Origin of the sequence: Ideonella lacteola (assembly GCF_038066555.1) — a bacterium.
GTDB classification, from domain to species: Bacteria; Pseudomonadota; Gammaproteobacteria; order Burkholderiales; family Burkholderiaceae_C; genus Ideonella; species Ideonella lacteola.
Genome location: NZ_JBBUTG010000014.1, coordinates 103,474 through 122,658, shown reverse-complemented (window position 1 = coordinate 122,658; position 19,185 = coordinate 103,474). Strand labels below are relative to the sequence as shown.

At 66.1% G+C, this 19,185-nt stretch carries 17 protein-coding genes; all 17 read left to right on the top strand.

Going from position 1 to position 19,185, the window contains the following annotated elements; translation table 11 throughout:
• Positions 1-27: 27 nt before the first annotated feature.
• The 17 genes from leuC (at position 28) to AACH06_RS20205 (ending at position 19,167) form a co-directional block, all read left to right on the top strand.
• Positions 28-1,440: a 3-isopropylmalate dehydratase large subunit gene (gene leuC / locus AACH06_RS20285; RefSeq protein ID WP_341427580.1), complete on the top strand. Its 1,413-nt coding sequence runs from the start codon at positions 28-30 to the stop codon at positions 1,438-1,440.
• 46 nt (positions 1,441-1,486) lie between these two features.
• Positions 1,487-2,134, top strand: a complete 648-nt coding sequence (gene leuD, locus AACH06_RS20280; RefSeq protein ID WP_341427579.1) for a 3-isopropylmalate dehydratase small subunit — start codon at positions 1,487-1,489, stop codon at positions 2,132-2,134.
• Between the two features lies 1 nt (position 2,135).
• Positions 2,136-2,468 (top strand): hypothetical protein, encoded by a 333-nt coding sequence (locus AACH06_RS20275; RefSeq protein ID WP_341427578.1) that lies wholly within the window; start codon positions 2,136-2,138, stop codon positions 2,466-2,468.
• Complete coding sequence (locus tag AACH06_RS20270; protein ID WP_341427577.1) at positions 2,458-3,333, top strand: hypothetical protein; 876 nt, start codon at positions 2,458-2,460, stop codon at positions 3,331-3,333. Before AACH06_RS20275 ends, AACH06_RS20270 begins: the two co-directional genes overlap by 11 nt.
• Before the next feature lie 35 nt (positions 3,334-3,368).
• A complete protein-coding gene (gene leuB, locus AACH06_RS20265) occupies positions 3,369-4,460 on the top strand; it encodes a 3-isopropylmalate dehydrogenase (RefSeq protein ID WP_341427576.1) in 1,092 nt (363 codons plus the stop codon).
• Between the two features lie 100 nt (positions 4,461-4,560).
• Positions 4,561-5,694 carry an aspartate-semialdehyde dehydrogenase gene (asd, locus tag AACH06_RS20260; RefSeq protein WP_341427575.1) on the top strand — a complete coding sequence of 378 codons (1,134 nt, stop codon included), beginning with the start codon at positions 4,561-4,563 and terminating at the stop codon, positions 5,692-5,694.
• Positions 5,695-5,969: 275 nt separating this feature from the next.
• Complete coding sequence (locus AACH06_RS20255; protein ID WP_341427574.1) at positions 5,970-8,654, top strand: motility hub landmark protein FimV; 2,685 nt, start codon at positions 5,970-5,972, stop codon at positions 8,652-8,654.
• A gap of 92 nt (positions 8,655-8,746) precedes the next feature.
• Positions 8,747-9,517 carry a tRNA pseudouridine(38-40) synthase TruA gene (gene truA, locus AACH06_RS20250; protein ID WP_341427631.1) on the top strand — a complete coding sequence of 257 codons (771 nt, stop codon included), beginning with the start codon at positions 8,747-8,749 and terminating at the stop codon, positions 9,515-9,517.
• Between the two features lie 150 nt (positions 9,518-9,667).
• Positions 9,668-10,306, top strand: coding sequence for a phosphoribosylanthranilate isomerase (locus tag AACH06_RS20245; RefSeq protein ID WP_341427573.1), 639 nt, complete (start codon positions 9,668-9,670; stop codon positions 10,304-10,306).
• A gap of 55 nt (positions 10,307-10,361) precedes the next feature.
• Complete coding sequence (gene trpB / locus AACH06_RS20240; RefSeq protein WP_341427572.1) at positions 10,362-11,609, top strand: tryptophan synthase subunit beta; 1,248 nt, start codon at positions 10,362-10,364, stop codon at positions 11,607-11,609.
• On the top strand, positions 11,606-12,418 hold the full coding sequence (trpA, locus tag AACH06_RS20235; RefSeq protein WP_341427571.1) for a tryptophan synthase subunit alpha: 813 nt from the start codon (positions 11,606-11,608) through the stop codon (positions 12,416-12,418). Before trpB ends, trpA begins: the two co-directional genes overlap by 4 nt.
• Before the next feature lie 56 nt (positions 12,419-12,474).
• Complete coding sequence (gene accD / locus AACH06_RS20230) at positions 12,475-13,347, top strand: acetyl-CoA carboxylase, carboxyltransferase subunit beta (RefSeq protein WP_341427570.1); 873 nt, start codon at positions 12,475-12,477, stop codon at positions 13,345-13,347.
• A gap of 380 nt (positions 13,348-13,727) precedes the next feature.
• Entirely contained in the window at positions 13,728-14,957 is a 1,230-nt protein-coding gene (folC, locus tag AACH06_RS20225) for a bifunctional tetrahydrofolate synthase/dihydrofolate synthase (RefSeq protein ID WP_423222064.1), read from the top strand.
• A gap of 180 nt (positions 14,958-15,137) precedes the next feature.
• Positions 15,138-15,842 carry an SPOR domain-containing protein gene (locus AACH06_RS20220; protein ID WP_341427569.1) on the top strand — a complete coding sequence of 235 codons (705 nt, stop codon included), beginning with the start codon at positions 15,138-15,140 and terminating at the stop codon, positions 15,840-15,842.
• Positions 15,843-15,847: 5 nt separating this feature from the next.
• Positions 15,848-16,351 carry a CvpA family protein gene (locus AACH06_RS20215; protein ID WP_341427568.1) on the top strand — a complete coding sequence of 168 codons (504 nt, stop codon included), beginning with the start codon at positions 15,848-15,850 and terminating at the stop codon, positions 16,349-16,351.
• Positions 16,352-16,405: 54 nt separating this feature from the next.
• Positions 16,406-17,929: an amidophosphoribosyltransferase gene (gene purF / locus AACH06_RS20210; RefSeq protein WP_341427567.1), complete on the top strand. Its 1,524-nt coding sequence runs from the start codon at positions 16,406-16,408 to the stop codon at positions 17,927-17,929.
• Positions 17,929-19,167, top strand: a complete 1,239-nt coding sequence (locus tag AACH06_RS20205; protein WP_341427566.1) for an O-succinylhomoserine sulfhydrylase — start codon at positions 17,929-17,931, stop codon at positions 19,165-19,167. The genes purF and AACH06_RS20205 overlap by 1 nt, the downstream gene beginning before the upstream one ends.
• The last annotated feature ends 18 nt before the right edge of the window (positions 19,168-19,185 follow it).

The window sequence follows — 19,185 nt, the reverse complement described above, 5'->3', positions numbered from 1 at the left end:
CTGCGGCCATTGCCTAGAAGACCCGCCATGACCGCACGCACCCTGTACGACAAGCTGTGGGACGACCATGTCGTCCACACCGAAGAGGACGGCACCGCCGTGCTCTACATCGACCGTCACCTCGTGCACGAAGTGACCAGCCCGCAGGCGTTCGAAGGCCTGGAGATGGCCCAGCGCAAGGTCTGGCGCCTGTCGGCGAATCTCGCGGTCAGCGACCACAATGTGCCGACCACCGACCGGTCCAGCGGTATCGCCGATCCGGTCTCGCGCCTGCAGGTCGACACGCTGGATGCCAACTGCGACCGGCACGGCATCACCCAGTTCAAGATGAACGACAAGCGCCAGGGCATCGTTCATGTCATCGGGCCGGAGCAGGGCGCCACGTTGCCCGGCATGACGGTGGTCTGTGGTGACAGCCACACCAGCACCCACGGGGCCTTTGGCGCGTTGGCACACGGCATTGGCACCAGCGAGGTCGAGCACGTGCTCGCCACGCAGACGCTTCTGGCCAAGAAGGCCAAGAACATGCTGGTGAAGGTCGAGGGCCGACTGCCAGCCGGTTGCAGCGCGAAGGACGTGGTGCTCGCCATCATCGGCAAGATCGGCACGGCGGGTGGCACCGGCTACACCATCGAATTCGGCGGCTCCACCATCCGGGCCTTGACGATGGAAGGTCGGATGACCGTATGCAACATGGCGATCGAGGCGGGAGCGCGTGCCGGTTTGGTGGGCGTGGACGACACCACGATCGAATACGTCAAGGGCCGCCCCTTCTCGCCGAAGGGGGTGGAGCTGGAGCATGCCATCGCGTATTGGCGTGGCCTGCACACCGACGAGGGAGCCCATTTCGACAAGGTCGTCGAGATCGATGCGACGCAACTTCGCCCGCAGGTCACCTGGGGCACCTCGCCCGAGATGGTGCTGTCGATCGAAGACCGCGTGCCGGATCCGGACAAGGAGAAGGACAGCGTCAAGCGCGGTGCCATCGAGCGTGCCCTACAGTACATGGCGCTCGAACCAAACAAGCCGATCAGCGACATCCGCATCGACAAGGTGTTCATCGGCTCGTGCACCAACAGCCGCATCGAAGACATGCGTGAAGCGGCCGCGGTGGTTCAGCGCGTGGGTGGGCGCATCGCCGGCAACGTCAAGCTGGCCCTGGTGGTGCCGGGCTCGGGGCTGGTCAAGGCGCAGGCCGAGGCCGAAGGGCTGGATAAGGTCTTCAAGGCGGCTGGCTTCGAATGGCGCGAGCCCGGCTGCAGCATGTGCCTGGCCATGAACGCAGACCGCCTGGAGCCGGGTGAACGCTGCGCATCGACCAGCAACCGCAACTTTGAAGGGCGCCAGGGCGCCGGCGGCCGCACGCACCTCGTCAGCCCGGCGATGGCCGCTGCGGCTGCGATGGTCGGCCACTTCGTCGACGTGCGCCGCGTGGCCTAGAACCCTATCGCGACGCGACACCGCCCCGACGAAACAAGGACAACCGATGCAAGCCTTTACCCTGCACAAGGGCCTGGTGGCCCCCATGGATCGCGCCAACGTCGACACCGACGCGATCATTCCCAAGCAGTTCCTGAAGTCGATCAAGCGCACGGGCTTCGGCCCGAACCTGTTTGACGAATGGCGTTACCTCGACCATGGCGAGCCAGGGCAAGACCCGGCCACGCGCCAGCCGAACCCGGACTTCGTGCTGAACCAGCCACGCTACGCCGGTGCATCGGTGCTGCTGGCGCGGGACAACTTTGGCTGCGGTTCCAGCCGCGAGCACGCGCCGTGGGCGCTGGAGCAGTACGGCTTTCGCGCGCTGATCGCGCCCAGCTTTGCCGACATCTTCTTCAACAACTGCTTCAAGAACGGCGTGCTGCCGATCGTGCTGCCCGAATCGCAGGTGGCGCGGCTGTTTGATGAGGTGGCGGCTTTCCCGGGCTACCAACTCACCGTGGACCTGCCGCGCCAGGTGGTGGTGAAGCCTGATGGCGCCGAGCTGCCATTCGAAGTGCAGGCGTTTCGCAAGTACTGCCTCGTCAATGGCTTCGACGACATCGGCCTGACACTGCGGCATGCCGACAAGATCCGCGCATTCGAGGCCGAGCGGCTGGCCCGCATGCCTTGGCTGAACCAGCGGGTTCTTTGACTTGAGTGCCCATCCAGCGCCCAAGGTGCCGCGCTGGTTCCAGCGCGTGGTGCTCCGTCGCGTCTGGCTGAGCTTCGTGGTGTTGGGGCTCAGCTTCTTCGCGTTCGGCGCCGGCTCACTGAACCTGTTCTTCCTGCTGCGTGCCAACACCGTGCTGGTGGTGGACCATGGCTGGATGGCCCTGATGGACGGCGGTGCCCGCCAACTGGCGGAGCTGCTGATCACCGGCTATCTCTCCATGGCCGCCTACTTGGTGTTCAAGGCCTGCGAGTACCGCCTCGCCCATTGGCTGGCCGATCCTCACGACGCCGCCTCTGAAACTGATGCGAATTGATCTGCACCTGGGCGTCCACAAGACGGCGACGACCCACTTGCAACGCTACTGGCTCACCTGCGGCCAGGTGGCTGGCGCCACCGCGGTGGCGCCGTCGTTGACCGAGGTGCGCATGCACCTCACACCCGTGTGCAACCCCCCGTCGGTGAAGAGCGCGGGCGGCGATGAAGCCGAGCGCCGACGCCAGGCCGCCACCCACTGGCTGCAGGACTGGTGCTCGCGCGCGCCGGCGCTGGTACTGTCCGACGAGAACATCATCGGTTCGTCGGCGCGCCTGTTTGCCCAACGTGCGCTGTATGCCAACGTGTCAGGGCGGCTTCAGCGGCTGGCCGAGATGCTGGATGGGCACGAGGTTCGCATCTGGATCGCCGTGCGCGAGTACGGCGCATTCCTGCGATCGGCCTATTGCGAGATGCTTCGCCATGGCCCGTACCGCCCGTTTCGGCAGGTCTACGGGCCCATGGACCTGGAGCGGCGTGGCTGGGAGCACGTCGTGCAGGAGATCCAGCAGGTGTTTCCGGCCGCGCGGCTGGTGTGCTGGCGTTATGAATCTCTGAACGACCTGCGGCCGTCGATCACCGCAGCCCTGTTCGGGCTCAAACGCGCTGCGATGCCGCCGTTGGACGACCGGCGTGATCGCCAGTCGCTGTCGCAATTGGCCGTCGAGCTGCTCGACGACATCCACCGACGTGTGGGCGCCGAAGAAGCCACGCGCGTGCATGCCAGTGTCGAGCGGGTTGTTTCCGGCCACGGCCTGGCGCATTTCGACCCGTGGACCGATGCTGAACGCAGCGAATTCAAAGAGCGCTACGAACGATCGCTGTCTGCCTTGCAAGGCTTGCCCGGCCTGAGTTGGCTGGGGTGACGCCCCCCATTTGAAATCAAAGGAGTGACCTGCTCATGAAAATCGCCATCCTGCCCGGTGACGGCATCGGGACCGAAATCGTCGCCGAGGCCGTTCGTGTCCTGCAGGTGCTGGACTTGCGTTTCGAGATGGAGGAGGCCAAGGTCGGTGGCGCGGCCTATGAAGCTCATGGCCACCCCTTGCCGGACGCCACGCTGAAACTCGCTCAGGCGGCCGATGCAGTGCTCTTCGGCGCGGTGGGCGACTGGAAGTACGACACGCTGGAGCGTTCGCTGCGCCCGGAGCAGGCCATCCTCGGCCTGCGCAAGCATCTGGGGCTGTTCGCGAATTTCCGTCCCGCGATCTGCTACGAGCAGCTCACCCACGCTTCGAGCCTGAAGCCTGAGTTGGTGGCCGGGCTCGACATCCTCATCATCCGCGAACTGACGGGTGACATCTACTTCGGCCAGCCGCGTGGCCGGCGCACAGCGGTCGACGGCCATTTTCCGGGCGCCTTGGAGGCTTTCGACACGATGCGCTACTCGAAGCCCGAGATCGAGCGCATCGCCCATGTGGCCTTTCAGGCGGCCCGCAAGCGAAACAAGCGGGTGACGAGCGTCGACAAGGCCAACGTGCTCGAAACCTTCCAGCTTTGGAAGGACGTGGTCACCGAGGTGTCGGCTCAATACCCCGATGTGGCGCTGGATCACATGTATGTGGACAACGCCGCGATGCAACTGGTGAAGGCGCCGAAGAAGTTCGACGTGGTGGTCACCGGCAACATGTTCGGCGACATCCTCTCCGACGAGGCCGCGATGCTCACCGGATCGATCGGCATGCTGCCCTCGGCTTCGCTGAATGCGAACAACCAAGGCCTGTACGAACCCAGCCACGGCAGCGCGCCGGACATCGCCGGCAAGGGGGTGGCCAACCCTCTGGCTACAATCTTGTCTGCCGCCATGATGCTCCGTTTCTCACTCCAACAGCCGGAAGCGGCCGACCGTATCGAGTCGGCCGTTCGCGCCGTGCTGGCCTCGGGCTACCGTACGCCCGACATCTGGAGCGAGGGCACCCAGAAGGTGGGCACGCGCGAGATGGGCGATGCGGTCGTGGCCGCCATCACTGGCAAAACCATTACCAAGAGCTAGCAAGCTCCGGTTCGTTTCGCCCCTGTGACCCAGACCCCGGCGAACCGAGCCGGGGGAATCTGGAACCCAAACTTCACTCCACAGGCAAAGGCGAATTGAAATGGCTCAGGCACTCGTAGGTCTCGTCGGCTGGCGCGGCATGGTCGGCTCCGTGCTGATGGACCGCATGCAGGCAGAAGGCGACTTCGACCTCATCGAACCCCTGTTTTTCTCCACCTCGAACAAGGGCGGTGCCGCCCCCTCGATGGCGAAGAACGAGACCACGCTGCAGGACGCGTTCGACATCGAGGCGCTCAAGCGCTGCGACATCGTGATCACGGCGCAGGGCGGCGACTACACCAGCGAAGTGTTCCCGAAGCTGCGTGCGGCGGGCTGGAACGGCCACTGGATCGACGCCGCCTCTTCGCTGCGCATGGCCGACGACGCGGTCATCGTGCTCGACCCGGTGAACATGCCGGTGATCAAGAACGCGCTCGCCAAGGGCGGCAAGAACTGGATCGGCGGCAACTGCACCGTCAGCTGCATGCTGATGGGCGTCGGGGCCCTCTACAAGGCCGGTCTGGTCGAGTGGATGAGTACCCAGACCTACCAGGCGGCCTCGGGCGGCGGTGCGCAGCACATGCGCGAACTGCTCACCCAGTACGGAACGCTGAATGCGGAAGTGAAGGCGCTGCTCGACGATCCCAAGAGCGCCATCCTGGAGATCGATCGCAAGATCGTGGCCCGTCAGCGCTCGATGTCCGCCGAGGAAACGGCCAACTTCGGGGTGCCGCTGGGCGGCTCGCTGATTCCGTGGATCGACCGCGATCTGGGCAACGGCCAGTCGAAGGAAGAGTGGAAGGGCATGGCCGAAACCAACAAGATCCTCGGGCAGGGGGATGGTTTCGGAACGCCCGCGATTCCGGTCGACGGCTTCTGCGTGCGTATTGGCGCCATGCGTTGCCACAGCCAGGCTCTGACCTTCAAGCTGAAGAAGGATGTGCCGGTGGCGGACCTTGAGGCCATGATGGCCGCCGACAACGAATGGGTGAAGGTGGTGCCTAACGACCGCCAATCCACCATCCACCAACTGACGCCGGTGGCGGTCACGGGCACGTTGACGATTCCCGTCGGACGCGTTCGCAAATTGGCGATGGGCCCCGAATATGTCGGCGCATTCACAATTGGTGACCAATTGTTGTGGGGTGCGGCAGAACCGCTGCGCCGGATGCTCCGAATCCTTCTGGACGCTTGATTTCGAGGGTTTCCGGGCCGATTCTTAAGGGTTCCCCCTTTGGCCATCGTTGCCCTTGGGCAACAGCCAGAAAACGGTCGGCTCGGTGAAAACGCGAAAACTTCCGGATGTTAGGTTTTGGATGAGCTTGTAAGCCTATATGCTTGATGCTATGGTGTTTTCTCGTTTTCGGGCCGGTTGACGCCGGAATCTGCTTTGGAGAGAACGGTCGTTGACGGCGGGCCTGTGCGCAGGCTCGCCGATCGCGTTTGCATGACGGCGTTTCGGGAGACGCTTTGAAGAACTCTTCATCCTTGGCCAAAGGCGCTTCGCTGACCTCTGTGGCTACCGCGGCGCTGCTGCTGTTGCACACCGGAGGCGCGTCGGCGTTGTCGCTCGGCCGCTTGACCGTTCAGTCTGCTCTCGGGGAAGCGCTACGCGCCGAGATCGACATCACCAGCATGACGCCGGACGAGGCTGCCTCGTTGCGGACGACGCTGGCCTCGCCAGAGGCGTTCCGCGCCGCGGGGGTCGATTTCAACCCGGTGCTCACGGGGGCCCAGTTGCAACTGGCGCGGCGTCCGGACGGAAGGGCCTACATCAAGGTGACTGGCGACCGCGCCGTCTCCGAACCGTTCGTCGATGTCATCATCGATTTCAACTGGGCCAGCGGCCGTCTTCAGCGCGCTTACACGCTGCTGATCGACCCCCCGGTGAGGGCCACGGCGCCTGCCCCGGCCACGCCCACCACCTCGGCCACGATGTCGCCGGCGCCGGTCCAGACGACGCCGATCGCGCCGTCGCCCTCGGCCCAGCAGCGCCCCACGCGGCCGGCGCCTGCGCCGAAGCCGATGGCTCCGCCGCCGCCATCGCCCCCGCCGTCTGCCACCTCTGAAGGTGGCGACAGCTACAGGGTCCGCGCTGGCGACACGTTGTCGTCGATCGCCTCGGCTCACCCGCGCAGCGGCGTTTCGCTCGACCAGATGCTGGTGTCGCTGTATCGCGGCAACCCGCAAGCCTTCGTCGACAACAACATGAACCGACTCAAGTCGGGCGTGGTGTTGAACGTCCCCGACTCGGCGGGCGCGCAGGCCGTGACGCCGGACGAGGCCAAGAAGGTGATCCAGGCCCACAGCGCCGATTTCGCCACTTTCCGCCAGCGTTTGGCGGGTGCTGCTCCGACCATCAAGGGCAGTGAGCCCGAGCGTCAGGCAACCGGCCAGGTGCAGGCGGCGGTCAAAGACCGCAAGACCGACACCTCGGCCGCTCCGCCCGATCGGCTGACCCTGTCGCAGGGTTCTGCCAAGGCGGGTACCGAGGCCAAGGTGTCGAAGGAGACCGAGCGCAAGGCGGCCGAGACACGCGTGGCCGAGTTGTCACGCAACGTTCAAGACCTGAACAAGGTTGCCTCGGACATCAAAGCGGCGTCGAAGCCCGCGGCCACCGCACCTGCGGCTGCCCCGGCCCCGGCCGCCACCAAGCCCGGTGTGACGGTGCCGGTGGCCCCGCCGCCGCCAGCGCCTGCTCCGGCGAAGACCGTGGCGCCTCCACCACCCGCCCCGACGCCCGCGCCGCCGCCGGTGGTCGCGCCGCCTCCGCCTCCGCCTCCGCCAGCCCCGGTGCCGGCGCCTGTGGTAGCGCCGACGCCGGCTTCGGTGCCCACCGTTGCCGCTTCGGCGCCTGCCATCGAGTCGTCTGCTTCGGCGCCCGACGCAGCGGCGTCGGTGGCGCCGCCGGTTCGCGCCTCGGCCCCGGCACCGCGCAAGCGCGTGGCGCCGCCGCCCCCGGCACCCGAGCCGAGCTTCTTCGAATCGCTCACCAGCAATCCGTGGGTCCTGCCCGGTGCCGCCGGCTTGGTGGCCCTGCTGGCGGGCCTTGGCGTGATGCGCCTGCGCCGTCGTCAGCAAGATGGAGCCGCAGAAACCTCGTTCATCGAGAGCAAGCTGCAGCCTGATTCCTTCTTCGGCGTGAGCGGTGGCCAGCGTGTGGACACCCGCGATGGCGCCAACAGCAGCTCGTCGCTGAGCTACTCGCTGAGCCAGCTGGATGCGATTGGCGATGTGGACCCGGTGGCCGAGGCCGATGTGTACTTGGCTTACGGCCGCGATCTCCAAGCCGAAGAAATCCTGAAGGAGGCTCTGCGCAGCGATCCGGGCCGCGTGGCCATCCGCAGCAAGCTGCTGGAGGTCTATGCGAAGCGCGCCGATACCAAGGCGTTCGATGCGCAGGCGCGCCAGCTGCTGGAGCAGACGGGTGGCGTTGGCGAAGAGTGGGACAAGGCCGCCGAACTCGGCCGAGGCATCGACCCTGCCAACCCGTTGTATGGCGGCGCTGGTGCGGTGGTGCAGGTCGACATCGACACCTCCACCGAACCGCCGCCCGACCTGCGCGAAGACTTCGGCCAGCCGAAGCAGCCGGAGTCGCCCGTCGAGAAGACCCAGCCGTTTGGTGAGGTGCTGCTCGACACGGCCCCTGGCAACCTGGACATCGACCTGGGCGCGCCGTCGTCGTTGGCCGGCGTGGAAGCCACCCGTCCGCTGGAAACCGCCTCGGGCGGTCTGGACAGCGGCACCGGCGATCTGCGCGACATCCGCGCCATGCCGCCCAAGGCAGCTCCGGCACCCGCCCCGAAGGCTCCCCTCGAGCCCGAAGACAGCATCCTCGATCTGCCGATGATCGACCTGCCCGAGGTCGAGACCGACGGCGACAGCGTCCAGCCGACAGCGCCCTCGTCGTTCGACTTCGGCGAGCTGTCGCTCGATCTGGGGGACGGCAAGGAGCCCGAGAGCACTGTTCGCGGCAACCTGCAGACCGAGGACATCGACGAATCGGACCCGCTGGCCCGCAAGCTCGAACTGGCGGATGAGTTCCGCCGGATCGGCGACATGGAAGGCGCCCGCGATCTGCTCGAGGAAGTGGTGAGCAAGGGCCAAGGTGCCTTGCAGGCGCGTGCGCAGGCGATGCTCGAAGAGCTGGAGTGAGCGACAACCCGCCGGCGGCTTTGTCCGCCTTGCTTGAGGGGCCCGAAGGGGGCCCCTCTTCATTTGGGCCCGCGCTGCAGCGCCGGCTGGCCATGGGCCTGGCCTACCGCGGCGATCACTATCACGGCTGGCAGAGCCAACCCAGTGGCCGCACGGTGCAAGACAAGCTGGAAGCTGCGCTGGGCGAGTTTGCCGCGATGCCCGTGAGCACGATGTGCGCTGGGCGCACCGACACCGGCGTGCATGGGCTGAACCAGGTCGTCCACTTCGACACGCCGCTCGATCGCCCCGAGTTTTCATGGATTCGCGGGACGAACCGCTATCTGCCCAAGGACATCGCGGTTCAGTGGTGCCGGCCGGTTCCGCCCCATTTCCACGCGCGCAACAGCGCGCGTGGTCGACGCTACCGGTATCTGCTGCTGGAGTCTGCGGTGCGGCCCGCCATCGAGATCGGTGGTTGCGGCTGGGTCTTCCGGCCGTTGGATGGGGACGCGATGCGCACCGGCGCCGCCACGCTGATTGGCGAGCACGACTTCAGCTCATTCCGATCGTCCGAGTGCCAAGCCCTGTCACCCGTCAAGCAGATGCGTCGCGTGAGCATCCAACGCCACGGCGCTTATTGGCGATTCGATTTCGAAGCCAGTGCATTCCTGCACCACATGGTGCGCAACATCATGGGGTGCCTGGTGGCGATCGGGCAGGGCAGCCGTCCGGCCACCTGGATGTCCGAGGTCCTCGCAGCACGCAGCCGTGACGCCGCCGCCCCCACCTTTGCACCGGAGGGGCTGTATTTCGTCGGGCCGGTCTACGATGCCGACTTTGGGCTGCCCGATAAGACGGCCGCCATGGACTGGCTTCCCTAGTTCAGTGCTCGTCGGTGTCTGCTGAGCTTGCAGTCAGGTGCGCCTCGGCGGCCTGGAGGTGCGCCCCAGGGCCGGGGGCGCCCCGTTTGAGGCGCTGCTGGCGGGCAGCCACGCTTCTTCCGACATCCCCCTTTCGCTGGACTGGTCACGATGAAACACCGGACACGTATCAAGATCTGCGGCCTCACACGTGAAGCCGATGTCGACGCCGCCGTGGCAGCGGGCGCCGACGCCATCGGATTCGTGCTCTACCCGAAAAGCCCTCGCCACGTCGATCCGGCGCGGGCCGGTGAATTGGCCAGGCGCCTTCCGCCGTTTGTGACGCCCGTGCTGCTGTTCGTCAATGCCGCCCCCGACGAGGTGGCGGCCGGCGTGCAGGCCGTGCCGCATGCGCTGCTGCAGTTCCATGGTGACGAGACGACGGAGCAATGCCTGGCGGCTGCACGGCCTTACCTCCGGGCGGCTCGCATGGCGCCAGGGTTCGATTTGCTAGACTTCGCTGCCCGCCATCCCGAGGCTGTCGGCTTGTTGCTCGACGCGCACATCGAAGGCTATGGCGGCGGTGGAAAGGCATTCGATTGGTCTCTCATTCCCGCCAACGTGCCCTGTCCGGTCGTTTTGTCTGGTGGGTTGAATCCTGCAAGCGTGACCGATGGGGTGCTTCGCGTCCGGCCTTGGGCCGTTGACGTGAGCTCCGGCGTGGAGAGCGCCAAAGGCATCAAGGATGCCGCGCTGATGCGCCGGTTCTGCGAGGCGGTTCGCGAAGCCGACAGTCGTTTGCTGGATTGACAGCCCGCTGTCGCGGCGCGGCCCGCCCGAGGCACCTGAACTGCGAGATTTCCACATGCTCAGCTACCAGCAGCCCGATGCGTCGGGCCACTTTGGTCCCTATGGGGGCAGCTTTGTCTCTGAAACCCTAGTCCATGCGTTGGACGAGCTGAAGGCGGCTTACGCCCATTACCGCAACGATCCTGAGTTCATCGCCGAATTCAAGCGCGAACTCAAGCACTTCGTGGGCCGCCCGAGCCCCGTCTACCACGCGGCGCGGCTGTCGCGCGAGATCGGCGGCGCGCAGATCTACCTGAAGCGCGAGGACCTCAACCACACAGGCGCCCACAAGGTGAACAACACCATCGGGCAGGCCTTGCTGGCCCGCCGGATGGGCAAGCCGCGCGTCATCGCAGAAACGGGCGCGGGGCAGCACGGCGTCGCCACCGCCACCATCTGCGCGCGCTATGGGCTGGAGTGCGTCGTGTACATGGGCTCCGAAGACGTCAAGCGGCAGAGCCCGAACGTCTACCGCATGCATCTGTTGGGCGCCAAGGTCGTGCCGGTCGAGTCGGGCAGCAAGACCTTGAAGGACGCCCTGAACGAGGCCTTGCGCGATTGGGTCACCAACGTCGAAAACACCTTCTACATCATCGGCACGGTCGCCGGGCCCGCGCCGTATCCCGCGATGGTCCGCGACTTCCAGGCGGTGATCGGCGAAGAGTGCCTGCAGCAGATGCCTGAAATGGCAGGTCGCCAGCCGGACGCCGTGATCGCCTGCGTGGGGGGCGGCAGCAACGCGATGGGCATCTTCTACCCGTACATCCCGCACGAGGCTGTGCGCCTCATCGGTGTGGAGGCGGCCGGCCTGGGCCTGGGCACCGGCAAGCATGCGGCCAGCCTGTCCGCCGGCTCGCCGGGTGTGCTGCACGGCAACCGCACCTACTTGCTGCAAGACGACAACGGCCAGATCATCGAGACGCACTCGATTTCTGCCGGGCTCGACTACCCCGGCGTCGGCCCGGAGCACGCCTACCTGAAGGACATCGGGCGAGCCGAGTACGTCGGCATCACCGACGATGAGGCGCTGGCCGCCTTCCACCGGCTGTGTCGCACCGAAGGCATCATCCCGGCGCTCGAATCGAGCCATGCCGTCGCCTATGCGATGAAGCTGGCAGCGACGATGTCGCCGGATCAGCATCTGCTGGTCAACCTGTCTGGCCGGGGTGACAAGGACATCGGCACGGTGGCGGATCTCTCGGGCGCCGAGTTCTACTGCCGCCCGTCCTGCAAGGGCCAGATGGTGAAGGGGGGCGCGCAATGAGCCGCATCCCTGCCACGTTCGAGGCCCTGCGCCAGGCGGGCCGCAAGGCGCTGATTCCCTACGTCACGGCAGGCGACCCCTACGCGGACGCCACCGTCGACATCATGGTGGCGCTCGCCGAGGGCGGCGCGGATGTCATCGAGCTGGGCGTCCCGTTCTCCGACCCGATGGCCGATGGCCCCGTGATCCAGAAGGCCTCTGAACGCGCACTGGCCAAAGGCATCGGGATGGCCCAGGTGCTGGAGATGGTGCGGGCGTTCCGCGCCCGGCGCGCCGATACGCCCGTCGTGCTGATGGGCTATGCCAACCCGGTCGAGCGCTACGACCAGAAGCACGGCGCCAACGCCTTCGTGAAGCAAGCCGCCGAGGCGGGGGTGGACGGTGTGTTGATCGTCGACTACCCGCCCGAAGAGTGCGTGGCCTTTGCCGAGACCCTGAAGGCCCATGGCCTGGATCTGATCTTCCTGCTGGCGCCCACCAGCACGGAAGAGCGCATGGCGCAAGTGGGGGCCCTCGCCAGCGGCTATGTCTACTACGTGTCGCTCAAGGGCGTGACCGGCGCCGGTCACCTTGACACCGCAGCCGTCGCGGACGCCGTGCCGCGGATCCGCCGCCATGTGAAGGTTCCGGTGGGCGTGGGTTTCGGTATTCGGGATGCGGCATCCGCCCAGGCGGTGGCCCGGGTGTCGGACGGCGTCGTGATCGGCTCCCGGCTGATACAAATCCTGGAAAACGAAACGCGCGACAATGCACCGTTGGCGGCGCGGCGCTTCATCGGCGACATCCGTACCGCGCTGGATGCCCTGTGAGCCGCGTGACCCGTTGCCTGGGGTAATCCCTTAAGACTGTGAAGGAGCCTTGATCCATGAGCTGGTTGGAAAAACTGCTGCCCCCGAAGATTCAGCAGACCGATCCGAGCGAACGCCGGTCTGTCCCCGAGGGGTTGTGGATCAAGTGCCCTTCCTGCGAGTCGGTGCTCTACAAGACCGATCTGGAGCAGAACCTGAATGTCTGCCCCAAATGCGACCACCACCACCGCATTGGCGCGCGCGACCGGCTGAACGCCTTCCTCGACGCCGAAGGGCGCTTTGAGATTGGCCATGAGGTGCTGCCGGTCGACCCGCTGAAGTTCAAGGACAGCAAGAAGTACCCTGAGCGCTTGAAAGGCGCGTTGGAAACCACGGGCGAAACCGATGCGCTGGTTGTCATCGGCGGCGCGGTGATGAGCGTCCCGGCGGTCGCCGCCTGCTTCGAGTTCGACTTCATGGGCGGCTCGATGGGTTCGGTGGTCGGCGAGCGCTTTGTTCGCGGCGTGGAAGCGGCCATTGAGCAGAAGGTGCCGTTCATCTGCTTCACCGCCACCGGCGGTGCGCGGATGCAGGAAGGCTTGTTCAGCCTGTTCCAGATGGCCAAGACCAACGCTGCACTGACTCGCCTGGCCAAGGCGCGCTTGCCCTACATCAGCGTGTTGACCGACCCGACGATGGGCGGTGTCTCGGCCAGCTTCGCCTTCGTGGGCGACGTGGTCATCGCCGAGCCCAAGGCCCTGGTGGGCTTCGCCGGACAGCGGGTGATCAAGAACACCGTGCGCGAAGAACTGCCCGAAGGCTTCCAGCGCGCCGAGTTCCTGATGCAAAAGGGTGCCATCGACATGATCGTGGACAGGCGCCAACTGCGCCAGACGATCGCCCGCCAGTTGGCCATGCTGCAGCGCCAGTCGGCCGACGCGGTGGCCTGAGGCCGAGAGCCTTTCACCCAAGCCCGCTTAGGCCCGCTTAGGCCCGCTTTGCAAGCCAAAACACCCTCGCCCGTCGTTGCCAGTGTTCGCCATGGCCCAGGCCGCGGCTGCGCTTTGCGCATCGTTCCAGGGCGTTTTGACTCGCCCTTCGGGCACGGCCGAAGAACTCTCGCCCTCTGAGTCCGGCGTTCGCCCCTTCGTCGAGGGGGCTGATTCGGCGTGCGGGCCGCTGGGTGTCTGCACGCACTGTCATGATCGAAGGAAACGGCGGCCCCGCCCGGGTGCCGGTTCCATTCGCCTGTTGTTCCCCCACCGAGATTCCGACGTTGAAGACGCTCGCCGAGTGGCTCGCGCACAGCGAGAGCCTGCACCCCAAGTCGATGGACCTGTCTCTGGAGCGTGTGCAGGCCGTGCGCGATGCGATGGGGTTGCGGTTCACCGTGCCTGTGATCACCGTGGCTGGTACCAACGGCAAAGGGTCAACGTGCTCGATGATCGAATCGATCGCCCGTGCGGCGGGATACCGAGTCGGGCTCTACATCAAGCCGCACCTCGTGCACTTCGAAGAGCGCTGCCGGGTCAACGGCGCGCCCGTGAGTGCGGACTCGCTTTGCGAAGACTTCGCGGTCGTTGACCGTGCAAGGGGCGACACGGCGCTGACCACCTTCGAGTTCAGCACCTTGGCGATCATGCACCGGCTCGCGCGTGAGTCGCTGGATCTGGTGATCCTGGAGGTCGGCCTCGGTGGCCGGTACGACGCGGTCAATGCCATCGATGCCGATTGCTCGGTGATCACCAGCATCGACCTCGATCACACCGAATTCCTGGGGCCGGATCGCGAAAGCATCGGGCGTGAGAAGGCCGGCATCCTGCGCACCGGGCGCCCTGGCATCGTCTCTGACCCGTTGCCGCCCCAATCTGTCATCGATCATGGCCGGGAAGTGGGTGCTGACCTGTGGCTGAACGGCCGTGATTTCAACCACCAGGGCGATCGGCAGCAATGGTCGTGGAGCGGGCGAGGTCGGCGATACCACGCCTTGGCCTACCCGGCGCTGCGGGGCGCCAACCAGTTGCTCAACGCTTCTGGCGCCATCGCCGCGCTCGAAGCCCTGCGCGACCGACTTCCGATCAACGCCCAGGCGGTGCGGGTCGGCTTGGCCAGCGTCGAGCTTCCCGGGCGCTTCCAGATCGTTCCGGGTCAGCCTGCCTTGGTGCTGGACGTGGCCCACAACCCGCAAGCCGTGTCGGCATTGGCGCTGAACCTCGATCAAATGGGATTCTTTCCGCGCACGGTGGCCGTCTTGGGTGCCATGCGCGACAAGGACTTGGGCGGCGTGCTCGCCCGCATCGCGCCATTGATCGACCACTGGCACCTCACCGATCTTCCGTTGCCCCGCGCGGCGCGGGCCGATGAGCTGGCTGCCGAATTGCGAGCCCTGAAGGGGGACGCCGCGTCGTACGGCCTGTACGCATCACCCTCCGAGGCGCTGGACGCGGCCGTGGCTGGGGCAAACCCCACTGATAGAATCGTGGTCTTCGGCTCGTTCTATACCGTGGGCGGCGTGCTGAAGCGTGGTTTGCCTCGGCTGAGCGCGCCCCATCAGGCCTGAAGCCAGCCCGGTGGGCCGCGTCAACGGCCGGCCGCGGCCCTGAGCCTCGCGCCCGACGGGTGCCTATCCGACCGCCCCGGTCGCCACTCGCCGCCACGCATGGGTCTGCTGTCGAAACTCAAATCCAGCTCCAAGGACGCTCGCGCTGGTGCGTCGTCCACCGCCGATGCGAATGAAGTCGTGCGCGAAGCGCGCGCCAAGGCCCGCCGCCGTTTGATTGGGGCTGCCGTCCTCCTCGGGATTGGCATCATCGGTTTCCCGCTGCTGTTCGAGACACAGCCTCGGCCCATTGCGGTCGACATCCCGATCGAGATTCCGTCGCGCGATGCCGTGCCGCCGCTGGTCGCTCCCGCGTCGCGCTCAAGCCGTTCGCAACCGGTGGCGCGGCCACCCATCGAGCAGCCGCCCGCCAACACGGTGGCCGATGTGGCGCCGCGCGTGCCGGCCACGGCGAGCTCGTCCGACACGGCATCGGCGCAGCCCAAGCCCGCCGCGCCGAAGCCGGCAGAGCCCAAGCCCGAAACCCGCCCCGCACCCAAGCCTGCCGATCCGCCCAAACCGGAACCGAAGCCGGAACCCAAACCGCCAGCCACCCGGCCCGTGGAGGCGCCGAAGCCGGCCGACTCGGCGCGCAATGCCGATGCCAAGGATGACGAAGGTCGCTTCGTCGTGCAGATCGGCGCGTTCGCCGAAGCGGCCAGTGCACGCGAGGCCCGTATGAAGGTCGAGGGCATGGGGCTGAAGACCTACACGCAAGTGATTGAATCCGACACCGGGCGCCGCATCCGCGTGCGCGTGGGGCCGTACGCGACAAAGGCTGAGGCCGATAAAGCGGCCGCGAAGATCAAGTCCGGCGGCCTGCAGGCGGCCGTGCTCAAGCTCTGACGGCGATGGTGGCAGGCTTCAGCTGGGTGGACTGGGCGCTGGCCATCGTGCTGCTTTTGTCCGTCACGATCGGGCTCTGGCGTGGCTTGATTTACGAGATCCTGTCGTTGGTGGGCTGGGTGGCAGCCTTCGCCGTGGCGAAGTGGTACGGTGCCAGCGCAGCGGTTTGGCTGCCGATCGGTGAGGCGGGCAGTACGTTGCGCCTGGCCGCAGGCTACGCCTTGACCTTCTTCGCCGTGCTGATCGCCTGGACGCTGATGGCCAAGCTGGTGCGCATGTTGATCTCCGCCACGCCCCTGACCGTGCTTGACCGGGCGCTCGGTGCCGGTTTCGGTTTTGCGCGCGGCGTGCTCATCTTGCTGATCGTGGCCTCGGTGGTGCCGCTCATCCCCCCTGCCTCGAACTCGAGCGCGTGGAAGAGCTCGGTCGGTGCCGTCTGGCTTTCGGGGCTGCTCAAAGAGCTCAAGCCCATGTGGCCCACGCCCGACAAGGCGACCCGCAGCGCTTGAACGCGGCCCCTTTCTTCCCGATATACCTCTTCTTCAGACACGAACGGATCATCCATGTGCGGCATCGTCGGCGTGATTTCCAAGCAGCCGGTCAACCAGCTGATCTATGACGCCTTGCTGCTCCTGCAGCACCGGGGCCAGGATGCGGCGGGCATCGTCACCATGCTGGGTACCAAGTGCTTCATGCACAAGGCCCGAGGCATGGTCAAGGATGTCTTTCGCACCCGCAACATGCGGGCCCTGCCAGGTACGGTGGGGCTGGGGCAGGTTCGCTATCCGACGGCGGGCAATGCCTACAGCGAGGAAGAAGCTCAGCCGTTCTATGTGAACGCGCCTTTCGGCATCGTGCTGGTGCACAACGGCAACCTGACCAACGCCCATGCGTTGAAGGCCGAGTTGTTCGACATCGACCGCCGCCACATCAACACCGAAAGCGACACCGAGGTGCTGATCAACGTGCTGGCGCACGAGCTTGAGCGCGCGGGCCGCGACCTCGCGCTGACACCTGACCTGGTGTTCAAAGCGGTGGCTGCGGTTCACAAGCGCATCAAGGGCTCCTACGCGGTGGTAGCGCTGATCGCCGGGTACGGCTTGCTCGCCTTCCGCGATCCGTTCGGTATTCGCCCGCTGTGCTTTGGCACGCTCGACACGCCCGAAGGCGCCGAGGTCATGGTCGCCAGCGAATCGGTCACGCTCGAAGGCACCGGCCACAAGTTCGTGCGCGACGTCGCGCCCGGCGAGGCGATCTTCATCGACCTGGATGGCCGCGTGCATGCGCAGCAATGTGCAGAGTCGCCGAGCCTGAACCCGTGCATGTTCGAGTTCGTCTACCTGGCCCGCCCCGACTCGGTGATGGACGGCATTTCGGTCTACCAGGCCCGGCTCAACATGGGGGAGACCCTGGCACAGCGGGTGATCTCGACCATGCCGCCGTCGCAGATCGACGTGGTCATCCCGATCCCCGAGTCCAGCCGGCCGAGCGCGATGCAGTTGGCGCAAAAGATCGGAAAGCCCTACCGTGAGGGCTTCGTCAAGAACCGCTACGTGGGCCGCACCTTCATCATGCCGGGCCAGGCCGTGCGCAAGAAGAGCGTGCGCCAGAAGCTCAATGCGATCGGCATGGAGTTCAAGGGCCGCAATGTGCTGCTGGTCGATGACTCCATCGTGCGCGGAACGACCAGCAAAGAGATCGTGCAGATGGCCCGCGAGGCCGGTGCCAACAAGGTCTACATGGCCTCGGCGGCGCCTCCGGTGCGCTTCCCGAACGTGTATGGCATCGACATGCCCACCAAGGAAGAGCTGATCGCGCACAACCGCAGCGTCGAGGAGATCCGTCAGTTCATCGGCGCCGATGCGCTGATCTATCAGGATGTCGATGCCATGAAGCGTGTGGTGGCCGCCTTGAACCGCGATCTGGTGGGTTTCGAAGCCTCGTGCTTTGATGGCCACTACATCACCGGTGACGTCTCGGCCGCCGACTTCGAAGCGATGAAGACGCAACGCGCGTCCCAGCCGGAAGACGAAGACGGCCCAGAGCGCGGCCGCCTGGCGCTGCAAAGCAATCAAGGGGGCGCGTGATGTCCGAGGGGAAGAAGCGGCTTGCTCGGGTGGAGTTGCCGGCCGACGCCCGACTGGAGACCTTGGCGTTGCGCGAGGGGTTGCCTCCATCGCAGTGGGGCGAAAACGCCGAGGCGCTCTTCCTCACCAGCAGCTTCGTGCACCCGGATGCGGCCACGGCGGCACGGCGGTTCGCCGACGAGGAAGAGTCGTTCACCTACAGCCGGTTCTCCAACCCGACGGTGACGATGATGGAGCGCCGCCTCGCTGCGCTCGAAGGCACCAGCGGGTGCATGGGCACGGCCAGTGGCATGTCGGCCATCTTGCTGCTCGTGATGGGGCTGCTGAAAGCGGGCGACCACGTGATCTGCTCGCAAAGCGTGTTCGGCTCGACGATCAAGCTGCTGCAGGACATCATGGGCCGATTCGGGCTGGAAGTCAGCTTCGTGTCGCAGACCGATGTCGATGAGTGGCGCGCTGCCTTGCGGCCCCACACCAAACTGCTGTTTGCAGAGTCGCCGACCAACCCACTGACCGAGATCTGCGACATCGCCGCGTTGGCTGACATCGCCCATCGCGCGGGTGCCTGGCTGGCGGTCGACAACTGCTTCTGCTCGCCTGCCTTGCAGCAGCCGGTGAAGTTCGGCGCGGATTTCATCATCCACTCCGGCACCAAGTACCTCGATGGTCAAGGCCGCGTCATCGCCGGTGCCGTCTGCGGGCCGGAAGATCTGCTGCAGAGCAAGCTGATGCCGGTGCTGCGCTCGGCCGGCATGACCCTCTCGCCGTTCAACGCCTGGGTGGTGCTCAAGGGCATGGAAACGCTGGCCATCCGCATGAAGGCGCAGAGCGACAACGCCCTCGCTTTGGCGCAGTGGCTGGCGGAGCAGCCCGGCATCCACCGCGTCTACTACCCCGGGCTTGCATCGCATCCGCAACATGCGCTGGCGATGGCCCAGCAATCAGGCCGCGGTGCCGCGGTGGTCTCGTTCGATGTGACGGGCGAGGGCCCCCAGGCGCTTCGCGAGCGTGCCTTCGCGTTGATGGATGCGACCCAGGTCTGTTCACTGACCACCAACCTGGGGGACACCAAGACCACCATCAGCCATCCAGGCACCACCTCGCATGGCCGGCTCACCGAAGCCCAACGCCAGGCCGCTGGCATCGGCCAGGGCCTGATCCGCATCGCCGTGGGCCTGGACCACATCGACGACCTCAAGGCCGACTTGCAGCGCGGCCTGTCGACGATCGCGAAGTGACACGTTTGATTTTCGAAG